Origin of the sequence: Microcoleus sp. T3_B1 (assembly GCF_036700445.1) — a bacterium.
Classification (GTDB): domain Bacteria; phylum Cyanobacteriota; class Cyanobacteriia; order Cyanobacteriales; family Microcoleaceae; genus Microcoleus.
Genome location: NZ_JAUBOX010000051.1, coordinates 27,243 through 43,245, shown reverse-complemented (window position 1 = coordinate 43,245; position 16,003 = coordinate 27,243). Strand labels below are relative to the sequence as shown.

General features: G+C 46.0%; 14 protein-coding genes. 6 read left to right on the top strand and 8 right to left on the bottom strand.

The genetic code is table 11. The features are described from left to right. Positions 1-468: 468 nt before the first annotated feature. Positions 469-693: a hypothetical protein gene (locus QT990_RS23545; RefSeq protein ID WP_333042394.1), complete on the top strand. Its 225-nt coding sequence runs from the start codon at positions 469-471 to the stop codon at positions 691-693. Between the two features lie 931 nt (positions 694-1,624). Then, positions 1,625-1,876 (top strand): TIGR02450 family Trp-rich protein, encoded by a 252-nt coding sequence (locus QT990_RS23540; protein WP_242725377.1) that lies wholly within the window; start codon positions 1,625-1,627, stop codon positions 1,874-1,876. Positions 1,877-2,220: 344 nt separating this feature from the next. Here the strand turns inward: QT990_RS23540 and QT990_RS23535 are convergent, their stop codons facing one another. Together QT990_RS23535 and QT990_RS23530 are read right to left on the bottom strand one after the other, a co-directional pair. Next, a complete protein-coding gene (locus QT990_RS23535; protein ID WP_333146251.1) occupies positions 2,221-2,397 on the bottom strand; it encodes a hypothetical protein in 177 nt (58 codons plus the stop codon). Further along, the gene (locus tag QT990_RS23530; RefSeq protein ID WP_333465821.1) at positions 2,379-3,404 is read right to left on the bottom strand and encodes a M24 family metallopeptidase; all 1,026 of its coding nucleotides are present in this window, start codon (positions 3,402-3,404) and stop codon (positions 2,379-2,381) included. Before QT990_RS23530 ends, QT990_RS23535 begins: the two co-directional genes overlap by 19 nt. Between QT990_RS23530 and QT990_RS23525 the strand changes: the two genes are divergently transcribed. Beyond that, entirely contained in the window at positions 3,394-3,696 is a 303-nt protein-coding gene (locus tag QT990_RS23525; RefSeq protein ID WP_333465820.1) for a hypothetical protein, read from the top strand. The two genes, QT990_RS23530 and QT990_RS23525, sit on opposite strands and share 11 nt — an antisense overlap. A gap of 59 nt (positions 3,697-3,755) precedes the next feature. Here the strand turns inward: QT990_RS23525 and galT are convergent, their stop codons facing one another. The 4 genes from galT to QT990_RS23505 all read right to left on the bottom strand — a co-directional run bounded on the left by galT (position 3,756) and on the right by QT990_RS23505 (position 11,208). Beyond that, a complete protein-coding gene (gene galT / locus QT990_RS23520) occupies positions 3,756-4,844 on the bottom strand; it encodes a galactose-1-phosphate uridylyltransferase (protein ID WP_333465819.1) in 1,089 nt (362 codons plus the stop codon). A gap of 488 nt (positions 4,845-5,332) precedes the next feature. Beyond that, complete coding sequence (locus QT990_RS23515) at positions 5,333-7,012, bottom strand: AarF/ABC1/UbiB kinase family protein (protein ID WP_333465818.1); 1,680 nt, start codon at positions 7,010-7,012, stop codon at positions 5,333-5,335. Between the two features lie 441 nt (positions 7,013-7,453). Beyond that, a complete protein-coding gene (locus QT990_RS23510; RefSeq protein WP_333146226.1) occupies positions 7,454-9,679 on the bottom strand; it encodes an ATP-binding protein in 2,226 nt (741 codons plus the stop codon). Positions 9,680-10,329: 650 nt separating this feature from the next. Then, the gene (locus tag QT990_RS23505; protein ID WP_333465817.1) at positions 10,330-11,208 is read right to left on the bottom strand and encodes a hypothetical protein; all 879 of its coding nucleotides are present in this window, start codon (positions 11,206-11,208) and stop codon (positions 10,330-10,332) included. A gap of 548 nt (positions 11,209-11,756) precedes the next feature. Between QT990_RS23505 and QT990_RS23500 the strand changes: the two genes are divergently transcribed. Further along, a complete protein-coding gene (locus QT990_RS23500) occupies positions 11,757-12,305 on the top strand; it encodes a LeuD/DmdB family oxidoreductase small subunit (protein ID WP_333146220.1) in 549 nt (182 codons plus the stop codon). A gap of 714 nt (positions 12,306-13,019) precedes the next feature. Here QT990_RS23500 and QT990_RS23495 read toward each other — a convergent pair. Together QT990_RS23495 and QT990_RS23490 are read right to left on the bottom strand one after the other, a co-directional pair. Then, the gene (locus tag QT990_RS23495) at positions 13,020-13,442 is read right to left on the bottom strand and encodes an NUDIX hydrolase (protein ID WP_333146218.1); all 423 of its coding nucleotides are present in this window, start codon (positions 13,440-13,442) and stop codon (positions 13,020-13,022) included. Positions 13,443-13,592: 150 nt separating this feature from the next. Next, on the bottom strand, positions 13,593-14,024 hold the full coding sequence (locus QT990_RS23490) for a DNA-binding protein (RefSeq protein WP_333465816.1): 432 nt from the start codon (positions 14,022-14,024) through the stop codon (positions 13,593-13,595). A 142-nt stretch (positions 14,025-14,166) separates the two neighbouring features. On the opposite strand from QT990_RS23490, the gene folD reads away from it, so the two are divergent. Together folD and QT990_RS23480 are read left to right on the top strand one after the other, a co-directional pair. After that, positions 14,167-15,045: a bifunctional methylenetetrahydrofolate dehydrogenase/methenyltetrahydrofolate cyclohydrolase FolD gene (gene folD, locus QT990_RS23485; protein ID WP_333465815.1), complete on the top strand. Its 879-nt coding sequence runs from the start codon at positions 14,167-14,169 to the stop codon at positions 15,043-15,045. 73 nt (positions 15,046-15,118) lie between these two features. Beyond that, positions 15,119-15,883, top strand: coding sequence for a calcium-binding protein (locus QT990_RS23480; RefSeq protein ID WP_333465814.1), 765 nt, complete (start codon positions 15,119-15,121; stop codon positions 15,881-15,883). Positions 15,884-16,003: the final 120 nt, after the last annotated feature.

The window sequence follows — 16,003 nt, the reverse complement described above, 5'->3', positions numbered from 1 at the left end:
CGTATGCCTAAAGTTATAGTCCACAGCCAAGTCTACAGGACGAGCTAAATCAATAGGGTGATGTGGCAGTGTCCGGGTGTTAAGAGGGGCGATCGAATAGGAATGTTCCCGGAGCGATCGCTTCCCAATCGGGGGGTGTAAAACCTAGGAAGGCAAGGAGTTGGAGACAATGCTGAACTTTTTGAGTTCAGGAAAGTAGCGTTAGCACTAAACTCTGCCGTATGGTGGAAATCGAGCCAACTTTGTAACAGTTCTTAACTATAAAGAATTCTGCCAAAACTGCTAGCATAGTGACACTTTTGCTAGCAAAAACAGATAAAGTAAATAAAGTTGGCTAGCTCTAGACGCCCCGATCCCCATCCTGGGGATGTTGAATCAATTTGATTCATACCAAGTGGTTTTAGAGTTACAATCGGAAGCAAAGCATCGCTATTTAACTGAGTTCTTTACTTACTTTTACTTTCAGCTATGAACGTGGATTTTATCAAAGCCCAAGTCAGGTTGCTACAGGGTGCAAGTTCATCGGAGCGAGAAACCCTTATGAAAAACATCGGCGTCTGTGCTGGCGTGATCCGACCCGGAGAGTACGTGACTCCGCAACGGAAGCACGCTATCACTCTGTGGCTGCAAACAAATGCGGTTCGCCTCCGGCTTCCCCAACTTCCTCTGGACTTATCCGGCCAAAAGCCTTAACAGGGAAGTAATCAAGAGGTAGCGACAGAATCAAAGAAATTAGTCAATCTTACCTAAAAGTTCGTTTTTATTGAGCTGTACAGGATCAATGAAACACGATTAAGATTGAAAAAATGTTTGTAGGGAAAGTTGGGCTCGAAAACACGCCTGTGGACAAGAAGCGGCCGACCGCCTTGGTTGAAGCAGGAAGTGAACGTCAAACCTGCTCTAAAAGTAGATTTGAGTAAGTTTCACAGAAGGGATTATTCTGCACAACTATAACCTGGGTTATTTGCTTTTAGATTTGAGATTCACGATTTAGCTGGTATTGGATAAATAGGCTATTTGTGGATCGCCTGAAAAATTATCCTATTCAATAGGTATAACTAATTACAGGGGCAGTCATTGAACTGCCCTTACTTTTGAACCCCGATCCGAAACTGCTGCAAGTTACAATGAACGCATCTACTTGCAGATAGAGTTTAGGTGAAGGGGAGCATCTCATATTTGTAAAAATACTTCTTCTGGCTCCTTCCTTCTTCTGGCTCCTTCCTTCTTCATCTTTCCTTCTTCATCTTTCCTTCTGCCTCCTGCCTTCTGCCTCCTGCCTCAAAACTCCTATTTCTAGCGGAGGGCTGCAAAGGTGAGATGCTCCCAGGTGAAGTCTCATGTAAGCTGCTGCGGCTCTATATTATCTGGTATGTTCTAGAGAAGGGGAGAGGGGGAGAGGATTTGACGAGCTTTAATAGGGAATTAATATCATCAAACAGAACGAGTTATAGCAATCTTTGCAGGAGTCGTACAAAGATGTAGGGATAGTGCCTTTCTTTGCCTACCCCGACCTCATGGGGGCAACCACAGGGGGTTTGCCCCTACAAGAATTACACAAAGGATTTAGCATGGCTATATTACAATTCACTTGCTTTCTAATATATTTTTCCACAAAAATACTGTGAGCAAAAAACAAAAATTTCCTTATTTAGTTGGTTCCCGATGGACTTCACACCAAAAAACTTGGGGGTGGCGACACTTTCAAGTCGTCAACCGAAAAAACGAAGGTAAATGGGTATTTGCAGAAATGGTGGCGGCTTGCGATCCAAATGTCCGTTTTTGGCTGAACGCCGCACAGCTCAAAGACCGATCGCTCTGGCAAGCTGGATGGCAGTCTACGCAAGAATTAGAGGAATTAGAAACAGCAGACTAAAAGACAGGGCTGTGGGGTAGAGTGAGCGGAACTTCCGTCGCCTGCTGCTATCGTTGCGATCCAAACCAATACGGAGTGATATCAATTCCGGTTGCACTCATACATGATTGTTGACTGTTGACTGTTGAAGGAGGGGTGGAAAAACTCAATGGTTGAGTATTAACTGTTAACTCGATTTTATTATTTTGATGCAACCGGAAGCGATATGAGACTTTTTCGGTGTTGAAAAATCTTTTACATAACTACAAGTTCTGGAAACCCTTATGTAGCAGCGTTTTTGCTTAAGTAAGTCGGTGGGAAAAATCATCCGTATGTAACAAAACATTAAGTACGGCGATCCGAACTCAATTTAATGCATTTTGTAGGGTAGTGTCCTTTTTTTCCTCTGAGGCGTGTCCTAAATTAACCCAAATGACAGAAGCTGCTAGATAAATTGCACCTAAAAAGTTTGCAGCGCGTTTGTCGTAGCGGGTTGCGATCGCTCGGTAGTGCTTGAGATTGACTAAGGTCGATCGTTCCATATTTCCAGCGGCACAGGGCGCAACCTTCCCGCTACTTCAACACTCGGCCAATTCGGATCAAAAGTCAAATTTTCCAACGTTCCATCGCTGTGAATTAAAAACGTATCCTCAATTTTTGCTCCCGACAAACTAGGATTCCAAGCCACAGCCATATTTTCTGCCAAAATATCTGAAGTAGCCGGATTCGCCACAATTTCCCGCGCCAAATATCCCGTAGTTCCGCCTTGATGGTGTTCCGCAATTGCTTGAGGATATCCGTGCTCTTCGTAAGTAGTTTTAAGCGTATCATAAACCGCATTCAGCGTTACTCCCGGTCGGCAAAAATTTAGCGCCGCTGCTTCAATTTCTCTGACTTTTCGGTGCAACTCTGAATGCTTTTCCCCAAGAAAATCGAAACAGACAAATCTAGTTAAATTTGCATACAAACCCCATCCCCTCGCGCAAAATACTAACATTGCTTGTCGTCCAATTTGTTCGGCGGTTGCTGTGGCGTGGCGGTACAGCGGCAAACGCCTTTCTCCAGCAACTAAGGTAAGTGCTGGATGCAAACCTCTCGCCCACAAAGCCTCTGCACCGGCTCCGGCTAGCTGATATTCTGTCCATGTGGGTTTGGCGGCGGAAAGTACCTCTGTCATCGCTTCGCTGGCTAAACGCCCGACTCGCCGATATCGCTCTAATTCGCTTGACATCATTGTCTGTTTGCGGGATTGTAAAGATGCGATTATTGGCATTTCTTGGGAATTTGGCCGATCGCTCATGACGTTACCGCCACCAGTAATTTTTTTGACGAAAGCTTCGCGCTGTGCAACATCAGCCCAAGGATAGATGTGCATTTGAAAGTTGGCTGGCAATTCCTCGTCCTGCAAGCGTTGAGCTTCGATTTCATCGGTGAGAACCCAAGCGTTTTCGGCAGTAATTAATATTTCTGCAACTCCGGTTTCTGCGGTTAGCAATACTGTATGGGAACCGCCGGCTGTGGCCCAGGCAAACCAGTCAGTGCCTCGCAAGCGAAGGGATCTCGCTTTTGTTTCGGTTAAGGCTTTGCGGATGAATTCGAGTTTGCTTTCAACTTCTGGGTTTAATGAGTTTATCATATATGAAATAAGGAAGAAGGAAGAACGAAGAAGGAAGAAGGAAGAACGAAGAAGGAAGAAGGAAGAACGAAGAAGGAAGAACGAAGAAGGAAGAACGAAGAAGGAAGAAGGAAGAACGAAGAAGGAAGAACGAAGAAGGAAGAAATCAACTCCCCGCTCCCCCAGAAGGGGGGAAGGAAGAAGGAAGAAGGAAGAAAATCACTGATTTTAGTTAACATTGGCTAAATCTAAAATCTACAATCTCTAAAATCTAAAATCTAAAATCTAAAATCCAAAATCGATAGATACTGCTTGCAATTCTTTAGCTTTTTCTTCGGGTAAAGCGTCGTTGGCAAACATTCCGGCGGCGAGTTCGGTTCCTGCTAGGTATTTTAATCGCTCGCTCGATCGATAGGGCGGATAAAATTGGGCGTGCAAATGCGCTTCTGGATGGGGTTTCCCGTCTGTGGGCCCTTGAAACCAAGCCATCAAATAAGGGAACGGGCGATGCCACAAACCGTCGTATTTGAGGGTGACTGTTTTTAAGGCCTTAGCGAGTGATTGGCGCTGTTTTTCCGTCAAATCGACAAATGTAGCAGCGGGGGCGATCGGGGCTATCCACACTTCGTAAGGGTAGCGGGCACAAGCGGGGACAAAGGCGATCGCCTCTTCGTCTAAATAAATAATTCGCTGGTTGTCGGAAATCTCTTTTTGAATCAAATCTTGCAGCAAACCGGTACTATTTTTTTGATAGTAAACCGATTGACATTCTAACATCCGTGCCGGCACCGGTGGCACGAACGGATAAGCGTAAATTTGACCGTGGGGATGGTGCAAAGTTACTCCGACTTCGACACCGCGATTTTCAAAGGGCAAGACGTATTGAATTTCGGAATTGCGGCCAATAACTGAAGTGCGATCGGCCCATACTTCTAACAATAATTCCAAGTGAGATAACTCCAAAGAAGCCAAGGAAGCCTGCGGATCTTGAGTAAAAACTACGACTTCGCAAATGCCTTTAGCTGGCAAAGTTTCGACAATATTTGCAGGTGCGTTTTTTGCTTGCAAAGTCATCGAGGGAAAGCGGTTGTCAAACACGGCTACATCGTAATCTCCCGGCGGCAATTCTGTCGGAAACTTAGCGTTAATTGTAGCAGCCAGCGGGTTGTATTCCGGCGGCGGCATGAAAGTTCTCCCCTGACGGTGGCTGGCGTATGCTACCCATTCCCCCCGCAAAGGATGCCAGCGAAAGTGCGGGTTTGCCTCTACGGGTTCATTGCTGGGACTTACGGCCGCGATACCTTCTGGGATTGGGTAGCGACTGTACAGTGTGAGTGGGCGGCCGTCTGGTTTTAGCAATGTTTGGGCGTACATTTTTTGTAGGGGCGGGCGATCGCGTTTAATATATGTTAGGAGTATAACTTCGTGCTTTGAGCATCCGCCCCTACCTAAAGTCGCAAATTATTTTAACAAGTTTAGTTTGCAGTACCAACGTCAGCCGATCGTCCGCAAGTCCGCCAGGGGTTGAAACCCACGGGGTTTTTAGCTAAGGTGCTCGCTATGAGGACTAATGAGTTCTTGATTCGTATCTAAGAGGACTTTAGCTTTGACAGGACTTACGCAGGCCCCCTATATATAGGGTGCAAAATAAGGGATCTCCTTTTTCTCTCATCAAGAGTGAGCCTCACGAGATTAAAAACTTGATGGCTCAAAAAATCACCAATTCTCCTGTTTAACAAGATATAGCAGTAGGAAAGGATACTCGTCAGACTAACTATTGCAGGAGAGATGAGTCAGCATTAGTTTTTTTAATGAGGGCTAAAGTCCTGACTACGATCGCAATTCCCCATTACCCAGTATATTTATCGATCGACCATTCGATCGAGCTTTTCCTTAACCAACAAGTCTAACAACGATCGCAACAGAAACAAGCCACCGAATCCCGAAACCGCAAAAGCTGCGATCGCCCCCGTTTGATATCCGCCCAGTAGCAGCACTGCACCCGACAAAAACACAAAACCAGTCAAACAAGCGAAAATTAGAGTTTTCAGGGCTAAATTAATGCGTTTCAAGGCTCTTTCGCTCTCTAGATTTCGCACTCTAATTTGCAGTTCGCCCTCTTCAATTCGCTGCTCCAAACGCTTGAGAAAAACTTGCGATTTACTCGGCTGCCGTAACTTATATGTAATAAAACTTCGCGCTTGCCTTGCCAATTCTCCGATCGCATTTCCCCGCCCCTTGCTCACCGCAATACTCTTGACAAAAGGCTGAGCGGATGCTATGAAATTGTACTCAGGGTCGAGAGTTCTAGCAATGCCGTCGAGAGTCGTTACCGACTTGACAATAAACATCATTTCTGCAGGCAAGCGAAACGGTTGCTGCTCGAACATGATGTAAAGTTCGTTCTTAATTTCATTAAAAGCTTGAAAGTCGATCGGCTTATCAATAAACTTATCCAACAGAAAAGCAATCAGCCTGCGTACCGGCATCATATCCGGCATCCGCTCAACTAAGCCGATCGTAATTAAAGTATTGAGTACCTCGTCAGTATCCTTTCTCATCACAGCAAAAAAAGTCTTGACCATTTGGTCTTTAGCCAGAGACTTCACCTCAGCCATCATCCCAAAATCGTAAAAAATTAAGCTACCATCTTCTGTCACCGCCAAATTTCCCGGATGCGGGTCAGCTTGAAAAAAACCGTCAATTAACAACTGTTTCAAATAACAGCAAATTCCGAGTTGATTGAGTTTCACAATATCGACTCCAATCGCCTCTAAACTAATGCGGTCGTCTACTTTAATACCGGGTGCGTATTCTAGAGTTAGCACTTTTTTAGTAGTGTATTGCCAGTAGACTTTCGGGACAATAATCTGAGGATATTCTCGAAAATTATGGCTAAAGCGATCGGAATTTTTACCTTCTTGCAGGTAGTCAATTTCTTGATATAAAATCTTAAAAAACTCGTGATAAATAGATTCCAGGTCATACTTGCGCGTCCCAGGCAAATAGCGATCGCAAAAACGCATCACTTGGCGCACCGCCTTCACATCCAAATCAAATAAACTTTCCAAACCCGGACGCTGCACCTTTACAATCACATCTTCCCCGGTGTGCAGCCTTGCTTTGTGCACCTGTCCCAGACTCGCAGCCGCCAGAGGCGACGGGTCAAAATCGCGGTACAAAGCATAAATATCCTTGCCTAACTCTGATTCTACAAGAGCGATCGCCTCTTCGGAACTAAACTGAGGAACCCGATCTTGCAACTGTTCGAGTTCCTTCACATACTCAAGCGGCAGCAAATCCGCCCGAGTCGAGAGAGACTGCCCGATTTTAATAAAAGTCGGGCCTAAATTCAGCAAAGTATTGACCAACCAATGAGCGCGAATTCTCCTAGTTTGAGGCGAATTATTTTGCAGCAGTGCGTCCCACCACAAAAAAAACATAAACTTTCCCGCCGCTGCAAAAATGTCTATTTGCCGTGCCAGTGGCGAATATTTAGAACGTTGCCAACGCAGGGTTTTAGGTGCAGCTTTTGTGAGCATAATATTGGCGATCAAATTCCATGCACCGTGACAATTTTTAGGGACTATCCAGGACGCAGAAACCGGCTTGTACGAAAAGACGGGTTGCAGACCTTTGAAACAGTTACAAAACTCAGTTTCTTTGGTCTATACTGCCTAATATCATCTCCGGCTATACAATTATAATTAAGTTCCTAGTAAGTAATGCAAGTCCTGATTAATTAATAAATAGAGGACAGTCGTACTCACTACAAACACGCGCTAATTACAGGCTAATAACCTGGCATAATATAAGTCCTGGGGAAAATCAGCAATCGAGAACCGGCAATTTAGACGGCAACCAGACCAACAATTCAAAACAGAGGACTTGGTAGCGTTTACGACATTTCCAAATCTCCCTCTTCGGGCAAGTCTTCTAGTTTCGCCTGTTCGCTGCCAATTCCCAGCAGCTTCTCAACCGAACTATTCTTCTACATTACAGAGTTCCGCTGCTAATTGCGGCAGAGTCAGAGTAAAAGATGTGCGCCACAAATTGTCAGCTTCTGAACTTTCGGCAGGACAGCTAGATACATCAATAGTACCATTCAAGTGCTGCACTAAAGACTTTACCAGCGCCAGACCCAAACCCGTACCGGCGATAGCTTGGTCAGTAATGCCAGTGCCACGGCGGAACTTGTCAAAGATGTGGGGCAAATCAGCCGCAGAAATGCCGCGCCCGAAATTAGAAATGCTCAGGACAATATAGCCGGCTGCCTCAGACGCCTCCAAAACTACCGCCGTTCCAGAAGCAGAGTATTTTCCAGCATTCGTCAGTAGTTCCAGTAGTACCCGATTGAGAATGTCCGGGTCAGTTTCCCAGCAAGGGGTCAACTTGGGCAAATCCACCTTAAGAGTCAATTGCTTATCCGCCCACTGTTTTTCAAAATCCCTAACTAAATCTTGAAATAAACGGTTGAGATCGATTTTGATTAGAGAAATCGGGAATTGCTGAGGCTCAAACTGCTTGAGGGCCAGCAAATCGTTAACCAGAGCAGTTTCCTTAGAACACTGCTGTTCTAGAATGTCGAGATACTTAGTTCGATTCGCTGACGGCTGTTCAGCTTGTTTGAGCATCAGAATCGCCAGCTTCATGATTGTTAAAGGGGTACGCAACTCGTGACTCAGAGTGCTGAGAAACTCGTCTTTAATCAGCTTCAATTTCCGCATTTGCTCTAGCTGATTGGCAGATTGTTCGTACAGCTTCCCCTGCACGTCGAGGCTTTGCTGCAACTGAGCGGTTCTGTCGAAGACTACGGTTTGCAATTCCTTAAGCGTTTGAGTTTGGATAATCATCTTGCTCGCTTGAGCGCTGACTGATTCGAGAACTTCTAATTCTTCCGGGCTCCAAGTGCGCGGCTCGGAGTGCTGCAAAACCAAGAAACCTAAAACTGTTTCGTGGCAGCTACCGCCCGTGAGGGGAACCAGCAGCAAGCCGCGAATGCCTTGGAGTTTCAAAATTGCTGTGGCTGCCTCTTGTTCTTTGCCGATTAATTCGCCTGTGTCAACGAGGGCGAGGGGTTTGGGTGCGCTGTGGAATGCTTGGTGGCACAAATTAGATTCTGACAGCCAAAAAGCGGGAGAGTTATTGGGTTTTGAGTTGGGGATTCTGGATTGGGAATTAGCAGTTTTATCCTTGTTTTTTGTTTTGGGTGTTGAGCTTTTTTTGCCGATCGCGCTTTGTGATATTGCCTGTTTGTTTGGATATTTTTTTACAACATATTCGCCAACTAATTCGACTTTCGCTTTGGGAGTTTGATTGGGGGAGCAAGTTGTAAATAGAGGATCTGTATATTTCAATAGGAGGATTTGACCTCTATCTACTTCCAGGGTATCGACGGTATTTTCAATAACTTGCTGCAATATTCGATCGACTTCTGAATTGGTGTCGATCGATGCAGCAACTGACCTGAGTAGATTTTTGTATTTAGCTTGTCGCTGTAACTGTTCGTTTAAGCTGGCAATTTCTTGAGTTTTTTGAAGGTGAGAAATCGCGCTGCCGATCGCGTCTGATGCGGATTCAAGGCGCTGCAGATCGGCTACCGACCACTCGTGAGGTTGCGACTTACCAACAATCATCATGCCATTTACAGCCCCTCCAAATCGCGCAGGCCCTGCCAAAATTGCCCGAAAAGGCAGCGGAGTCACAGGGGAATTGGGCGATGAAGTTGGCGGAATATCAAGATAGTCGGATATCGCCACTATCTCGCCGTCTGCTAGGACGTTTGCCCAAGCGGGGTGTTGGAGTGATATGCTAGGCGGTTTTAATCTTGTGGTTTGGGGGTGTTCCGGTGTTTCCGTGGAATCCGCAACACCAGCCACATAGGGAAAATCGCTGCTATTTTGCCAGTAAGCATTCGGATTTACTACTTTCTGGCCAACCACAGCAGTAACCACACAGAAATCTGCCCCCCATGCAACCCCCAAAGTATTGGCTATTTGCAGCAGCAGGAGTTCTCGATCGAAGCTGGTGGCGAGAAGTTGGCAAATTTGTCGCCCGATAAGGGCAGGATCGACCTGGAACTGCATAAGACGATCCAGAAATTTTTGGACTGATACTGGTTCTTGGATTTGCGGTAAATGCAAAGTGCAAGACTCTGACGGCGATCTGTCGATCGAAGTAAAGTCTTGATTTCCCTGGCGATCGATCATGGCAACCAAGCCTTTATTCTAAGATGTTTGAGCCGGCTCCCGCTGCCAATCTAGAACCTCTCCATAACTGTCGGCTTGACGGTTATGAGGCTGCTTTCTGTGTTTGTGCAGCCGATCGGCGGGTCACTAGATATGTGAAAATATACCCAGAGCTGACTGAGTTCTATTTTCCTGTTTTCTACCCTTCGATCTGTACGGGATGAACTTTACCATCCTTTACCGGATGATTATCAATCCCATTCCCGCTAATTTTGACCCCCTCGCATCTAGGATACAAGCCCCTGGATTCATCCGTCCAAAAATAAAAAACCTGTATCCGATGAAACTTGCCGAACGTATTTATCCGTGGGGTCGCCTCTAAAATCTAAAATCTAAAATCTAAAATCGATTGACGGTTATTAGTAGTATGAAGTTTTTCTAGAGACCGCTTAGTGACACCCATCTCCTCACCCTGTGATGTTTCCTATTTAAGTTTGTGATCTTAACAAATTTTTATTTTGATACAAATCGGCCGATCGAGTAATGCCGATCGCAAAAATTCCAAATCCCCAAATTATGACTCATAACGCCGGCTGAGAGTTTCCGAGTTTTTACTCAACAACTCATTTTTCACAACACCTAGAGCAGCGCGGCGAACTCTCTTGTTAAATTTATTTATTTTGTGATTCCTGTTGGGCTTTATCGCTATTTTCGCGGTAAAGTGCCGTCCGGTTCTGAGCCGTTGTGTAGCGGGGATGCTTGGAAGGCACAGCGGCCATCAAATCGGAAGCTTGCTGCCACTTAGCAGCTACGACTAACCAATCCTGGCGAGATTGAGCGGTTTTGCCCTCGGTGGCTGCTTGTTCGGCTACTCGCACTGCTTGGGCAAAAGAGTCAACAGCAGAATTAACAGTCTCCTTAGAAATTTTCAAAGCAGGTTTTGCCTCCGAGGGAGGGGCACTGGCAACTGCTTGGGTGCTGGCTTGGGTGCTGTTTGGCACTTGGGAATTAAGTCCTTTGTAGATGGCGGCCGCTGCTGCAAGCAACAGCACACTCAAACTGATGCCGCCGACGATACCGCGCTGAAATTGCCGCGGTTGCTGCATCGATCGAGGTATAGCCATTCTCGGCAAAGCCCGCTTGCCTGCCACAGCTTGGCGTTCGTGATGGTTGCTCAGAGCTAAACGCTTGAACAAATTCGGCTTTCGGAGTTTAATTTCTTGAGACCACAACAGTTGATTTTCGGGATCGCGGCTAATTTCTTCCAGCCACAGCAGTTGGTGTTCTCGGACAAGCCGGCTGTTGATGTTGACTCGGCGAATATTGTGGGGCGAAATGCGTTCCAAAATTTCTCGGACTCGATCGACCAAACTAGACTCTTCGAGCAGTTGGGGCGTTGCAGCTTCGCACAGCAGTTGCAGCACCCCGTCGGCAAACACGGCCCTGGCCCTGACCCCTACCTGTGCCAGTTCGTCATTAAGGATTTGAATAATCGATGCAACCGAGCCCTCGCGAGCTTGTCGAGCAATGTCATCTATTGGATTTGCCATAAAACTATCTTGACGCTTAGCAATCTGTTAATTGTTAACCCAAAGTCTCGGATCTAATTTTTACTCATCAGAAAATTGGGTAGAAACCTCGTCCTTTTAGGACGGCTTTATCTTACAATATAATTGGTCAACGACCCACCCGAGACGATGGATCAAACAGCCTATACGAGCGAAGTTCAGCCCGAGGTGCTGGCGGCGAAGCAAAATCGGTAGACCGGGATGCATAGGATAGGGCAATGGTAAACATCCCTAGAATCAAAAACGAAGAAGAATTCCGTTTGGTATTCGACACGTAAAAACCGCTTTCTCTTGCGGGGTTAGTCTGTGGAGCGAACATAAGACCAAATCTCTTTTAGGGTGGAGGCAGTTGCGAAGAAGCAGAAATTCAAATCGTGAGGTTTGGGAATCCCCGTCCGCGACGGTCGGGGTGGATGTCAAACAGGTTATCACTGACACTGCCAGGTTAAAATGAACAGATGCAAATCTTGCATACCGATCCACTTAAAATTATCACCACAGCATCGAACGAGGCTAACAGGAAATAAACTATGGGTAAAGTAATTAGCGGTCAAATTTTTGTTGTAGACGACAACATCGATACAGATCAAATTATCCCGGCAGAATACCTGACCCTGGTTCCCTCGAAGCCGGACGAGTACGAGAAACTAGGCAGTTACGCTATGATTGGGTTGCCCGATCGCTACGGTAAGTTTATCGAATCCGGTGAACAGAAAACCCGGTATCCGATTATCATAGCGGGCGAAAATTTTGGCTGCGGTTCTTCGCGGGAGCACGCTCCGATCGCTCTGGGGGCTGCAGGCGTCACAGCAGTGGTGGCTTTGTCTTACGCGCGCATTTTCTTTCGCAATTGCTCGGCTACTGGCGAATTGTACCCGATGGAATCAGTTGAGCGGCTCTGCGACTTGTTTGTAACGGGCCAAGAAGTGACGATCGACTTTACAGCAGAGGTAATTGTCAACCACACTCTCGATCGAACTTTCTCGCTCAAGCCGTTAGGAGAAGTAGGGCCAGTGATTGATGCCGGAGGGTTGTTTGACTACGCGCGCCAAACGGGAATGATTGCGGCTCGCTCTTAACTTTTAAAACCCCTGCAATGTCAGGGCTGTTTCGGGACAACCACGGGGAGTAGGGGTCGGATTGCCCCTACGGAAAACGATGATTTTGTAGGGGTAGTGCTACCCCTACTCCCCGTGCCTACCCTCCCCATCCACGATTTGCTCGTGTTTCAGAGATTGGGGCAGCCACGGGGGGCTGCCCCTACAAGAGAATGAAACAGCTCTGCCTGCAATGTAGGGTGCACCACCGATCGCACCTTACGAGTATCTGATACTTTTAATCCCGACAATCTCCCACAACCTGAGAGAATCCGAATATAGCACACTCATCAGACAGGTCCCAGAGCATGGTGGTATCCCACAAAGCTTTAAGGAAAATCCCTAAAGCGCTACTCAAACTTGGTGTTTTCTAACCACAGTTGGGGCCTTGAAAAATTTTAGAGCCACCTAACTTTTATGGCTCTCACCGTATTTTGCACAAATTTTGCACAAATTTTGGAGGTGTATTCTTCACTGGTTTTGACCAACCTCGAACCGCAAGGATTACAGAGATGCTCTCAAGCGAAAGCTTGAGAGAAGTGAGAGAAAGTCGAAGTCATCATTACTGATGGTTTTATGCAGGCTACTTCAGTCTACACCAATTGTCATGAGTATTACCTACAAGTCTAGGAAAATATCATCCTAGCAATTGCTCCCTGCTCAAACCCATGCAATGTAGGGTGCGTGCCAATTTTCTCAAATCGAGTCAATAAAATTCAATAAAATACGCTGGTGAGCAATCCCAAAAGGTCGCACATCTCCTGACTGCTCAGAAAAGCATTTTCCCGCCCGAATCTGCTCCGGTGTCAACAACTTCATATCCCAACCCTCAAGCAAAACTAAATCCTTGACATCCGCACTAAGTTGTGAATGAAAAACGTGGCGAACCACATCTTGTTCGACATCGCAACAGAAAAAAGAAACACTTGCAGGAGCATAGCCAATTTCCTCTGATAATTCCCGCAATACAGCCACTTGGGCAGTTTCTCCCGGTTCCAAGTGTCCGCCAAACAAAGCCCAATGTCCGGGATACCTGATATGAGGAATATCGTCTCGCAACTGACAGAGAAACTTGCCGTCTTGGTATAAAATCGCGATCGCAACGTGAATTTTAGTCATTAGTCATTACTCATTAGTCAGTAGTTATTAGTCATTAGTTATTTAACAGGAATACACGGATTAATTATCGAGTATTCCTCAGATATTAAATAAATTAGGAAGAGGGAACCAAGAGCAATTATCAAATAACAAATAACAAATAACCCATGCCTATTTCCCCTTGTCTGAACTGGGAGTCCGCTTTAATTGTTCCATTTCCTCAACATAAACTTCACCTAAATCCTTTCCGGCCAATTCCTTCAGAGTAATACTCTTGTAGCGGACTTCTCCCTTCAGCAACACTTCATCGCCAAGCTGGGGCAACTCTTGCTTGGTTAAAATCCACATACTGCCAGTACCATCGTCAAGTTGATAAGCCGCATTCCCTACAAACGGAGCGCGATTTTCTACCTTTCCCCGGAGATAAACTTCAGCATCCACTTGCCGCTTTTGTTGAACGTCGCCAATGCTAGCAACATTAAAGCCAAGATTAAGTTGAGACATGGGTAAATTGCCACAACTGAAGAAACCGCTGGCGAGGATTAGCGACAAAGAGCTGGTACAGAATCTTTGAACCCAAACTTGCTTAATTGCAGTAGTCATTGCATTTGATTTGAGATTTGAGATACGACTTACTTTAACAGAATCCCCAGAATCGATCGCAAGTAAGAAATTTCTCTAGTGGAGTCCTTGACGGGGATTAAGCTAAAATCTAAAATCGTCAGCCCCTAACCCAGAGTCTACAATGGATGCCAAAACTGCTCAAATACTAGATGGCAAAGCTTTAGCGACAAAGATGCAAAGCGAGCTGAGCGATCGAGTCCGCGCCCTACAACCCCAAAAGGGGCGTCCTCCGGGACTTGCGGTGCTGATGGTGGGGGACAACCCAGCTAGTGCAGCCTATGTTCGCAATAAAGAGCGAGCCTGCGCTAAAGTTGGCATAGCTTCCTTCGGCCAGCATTACCCCGCAAACGCTACTCAAGCGGAACTAGAACTTGCAATTCGTGCACTCAACGAGGACGATCGAGTAGACGGCATTTTAGTTCAATTACCGCTACCAGAACACTTAGATGCAATTTCGCTGCTGTACCAAATTGCTCCCGATAAAGATGCTGACGGGCTTCACCCTGTAAATTTAGGCCGTCTCGTGCGCGGGGAGGAAGGTTTGCGGAGTTGTACTCCCGCCGGAGTGATGCGGTTATTGCAAGAATACCAGATTGATTTAAAAGGAAAAAATGCCGTTGTTTTGGGCAGAAGTATTTTGGTAGGTAAACCAATGGCACTGATGCTGTTAGAAGCCGACTGCACTGTTACTGTAGCTCATTCGCGATCGCAAAACCTAGAATCGATTACCAATCAAGCCGATATTTTAATAGCCGCAGTCGGCCGCACAGAAATGATTACACCTAATATGGTCAAACCTGGATCAGTAGTAATTGATGTCGGTATTAACCGCGTCATCAATCCAGACGGTACGAGTCGTTTGGCCGGAGATGTTGATTTTAATGCTGTTAAAACAGTAGCCGAATTTATCACGCCGGTACCGGGAGGAATCGGGCCGATGACTGTTGCAATGCTTTTGGAAAATACCGTTTCGAGTTATATTGAATACGGTTCTAATTGAATTGGGATCCACTTGTGAGCCAGTATTGGCTCAAGTAGGGTTAGTAATCTACCAACACACACAGATTTTAATTATGGCTTTAAAACCCGATCCATCAGGAGCATTGCGCTTAATTGGCGACAACACCTCGGAATTAATTGTAATTTCTCCTGGAGCTCTAACCAATTTCCCTTTAGGAGCTTGGTTACTCGATGGCAACGATACAGTATATGACAACTCAGGGGGTAGCGAGTTAATCCTGGGAAATGAAGGGGAAGATATTCTCGTAGGTTTTGACGGCAATGATTCTTTATTTGGGGGAAAAGGAAGAGATGGGCTGTATGGAACTTTTGGAAATGACTGCCTCAGTGGTGGTCTAGATGCTGATTACCTTGGTGGACAAGCTGGCGATGATATTTTATTTGGGGGTAGAGGCAATGATGTTTTATCCGGCGCAGGGGGGGATAACACTCTGGTTGGCGGCTTGGGCAGAGACTTATTAAATTGTGAGTTTGGCAATAATTTATGCGTTCTGGGAATAGATCCGGCCAATACAGATATCAATTCTAGTGATCTGATCGCAGGTTTTGATCCTAATTTAGATCGCATTGGATTAGCGAGTAACTTAACGGTCAATGATATAGTGTTGGAGCAGGTACAGGATGTGACACTAACATTGAGGCGAGAGTTGCCACAAGTTATACTACAATCCATCCCTCCAAATGAGCTCAGCGAATTTAGCGGCTTTGCTTCAGGAACTCTAATCAGAGTCAGGAATTCTAACGCGATTTTAGGTTTTGTAGGCGATGTAACGCCTAATGAACTACAAAACAGGATTGTTTCCGTTCAGGGTTTCTAAATTCAGGACAACCAGTGGTGGCCTGACAAACTGATCAGAAGTAGGGTGCGTCGCTGTGATATGGTATATGGGATTTGAATATTTAAGGGTGGCGACGTACCCTACTGCTGTTAATCAACC

What these genes read in the sequence shown, in the direction of transcription:
- QT990_RS23545 (WP_333042394.1), top strand. Translation starts at nt 469, where the DNA reads ATGAACGTGGATTTTATCAAAGCCCAAGTCAGGTTGCTACAGGGTGCA.
- QT990_RS23535 (WP_333146251.1), bottom strand. Translation starts at nt 2,397, where the DNA reads ATGGAACGATCGACCTTAGTCAATCTCAAGCACTACCGAGCGATCGCA.
- QT990_RS23515 (WP_333465818.1), bottom strand. Translation starts at nt 7,012, where the DNA reads ATGCTCACAAAAGCTGCACCTAAAACCCTGCGTTGGCAACGTTCTAAA.
- QT990_RS23505 (WP_333465817.1), bottom strand. Translation starts at nt 11,208, where the DNA reads ATGGCAAATCCAATAGATGACATTGCTCGACAAGCTCGCGAGGGCTCG.
- QT990_RS23510 (WP_333146226.1), bottom strand. Translation starts at nt 9,679, where the DNA reads ATGATCGATCGCCAGGGAAATCAAGACTTTACTTCGATCGACAGATCG.
- QT990_RS23490 (WP_333465816.1), bottom strand. Translation starts at nt 14,024, where the DNA reads ATGACTACTGCAATTAAGCAAGTTTGGGTTCAAAGATTCTGTACCAGC.
- QT990_RS23480 (WP_333465814.1), top strand. Translation starts at nt 15,119, where the DNA reads ATGGCTTTAAAACCCGATCCATCAGGAGCATTGCGCTTAATTGGCGAC.
- QT990_RS23500 (WP_333146220.1), top strand. Translation starts at nt 11,757, where the DNA reads ATGGGTAAAGTAATTAGCGGTCAAATTTTTGTTGTAGACGACAACATC.
- QT990_RS23495 (WP_333146218.1), bottom strand. Translation starts at nt 13,442, where the DNA reads ATGACTAAAATTCACGTTGCGATCGCGATTTTATACCAAGACGGCAAG.
- folD (WP_333465815.1), top strand. Translation starts at nt 14,167, where the DNA reads ATGGATGCCAAAACTGCTCAAATACTAGATGGCAAAGCTTTAGCGACA.
- galT (WP_333465819.1), bottom strand. Translation starts at nt 4,844, where the DNA reads ATGTACGCCCAAACATTGCTAAAACCAGACGGCCGCCCACTCACACTG.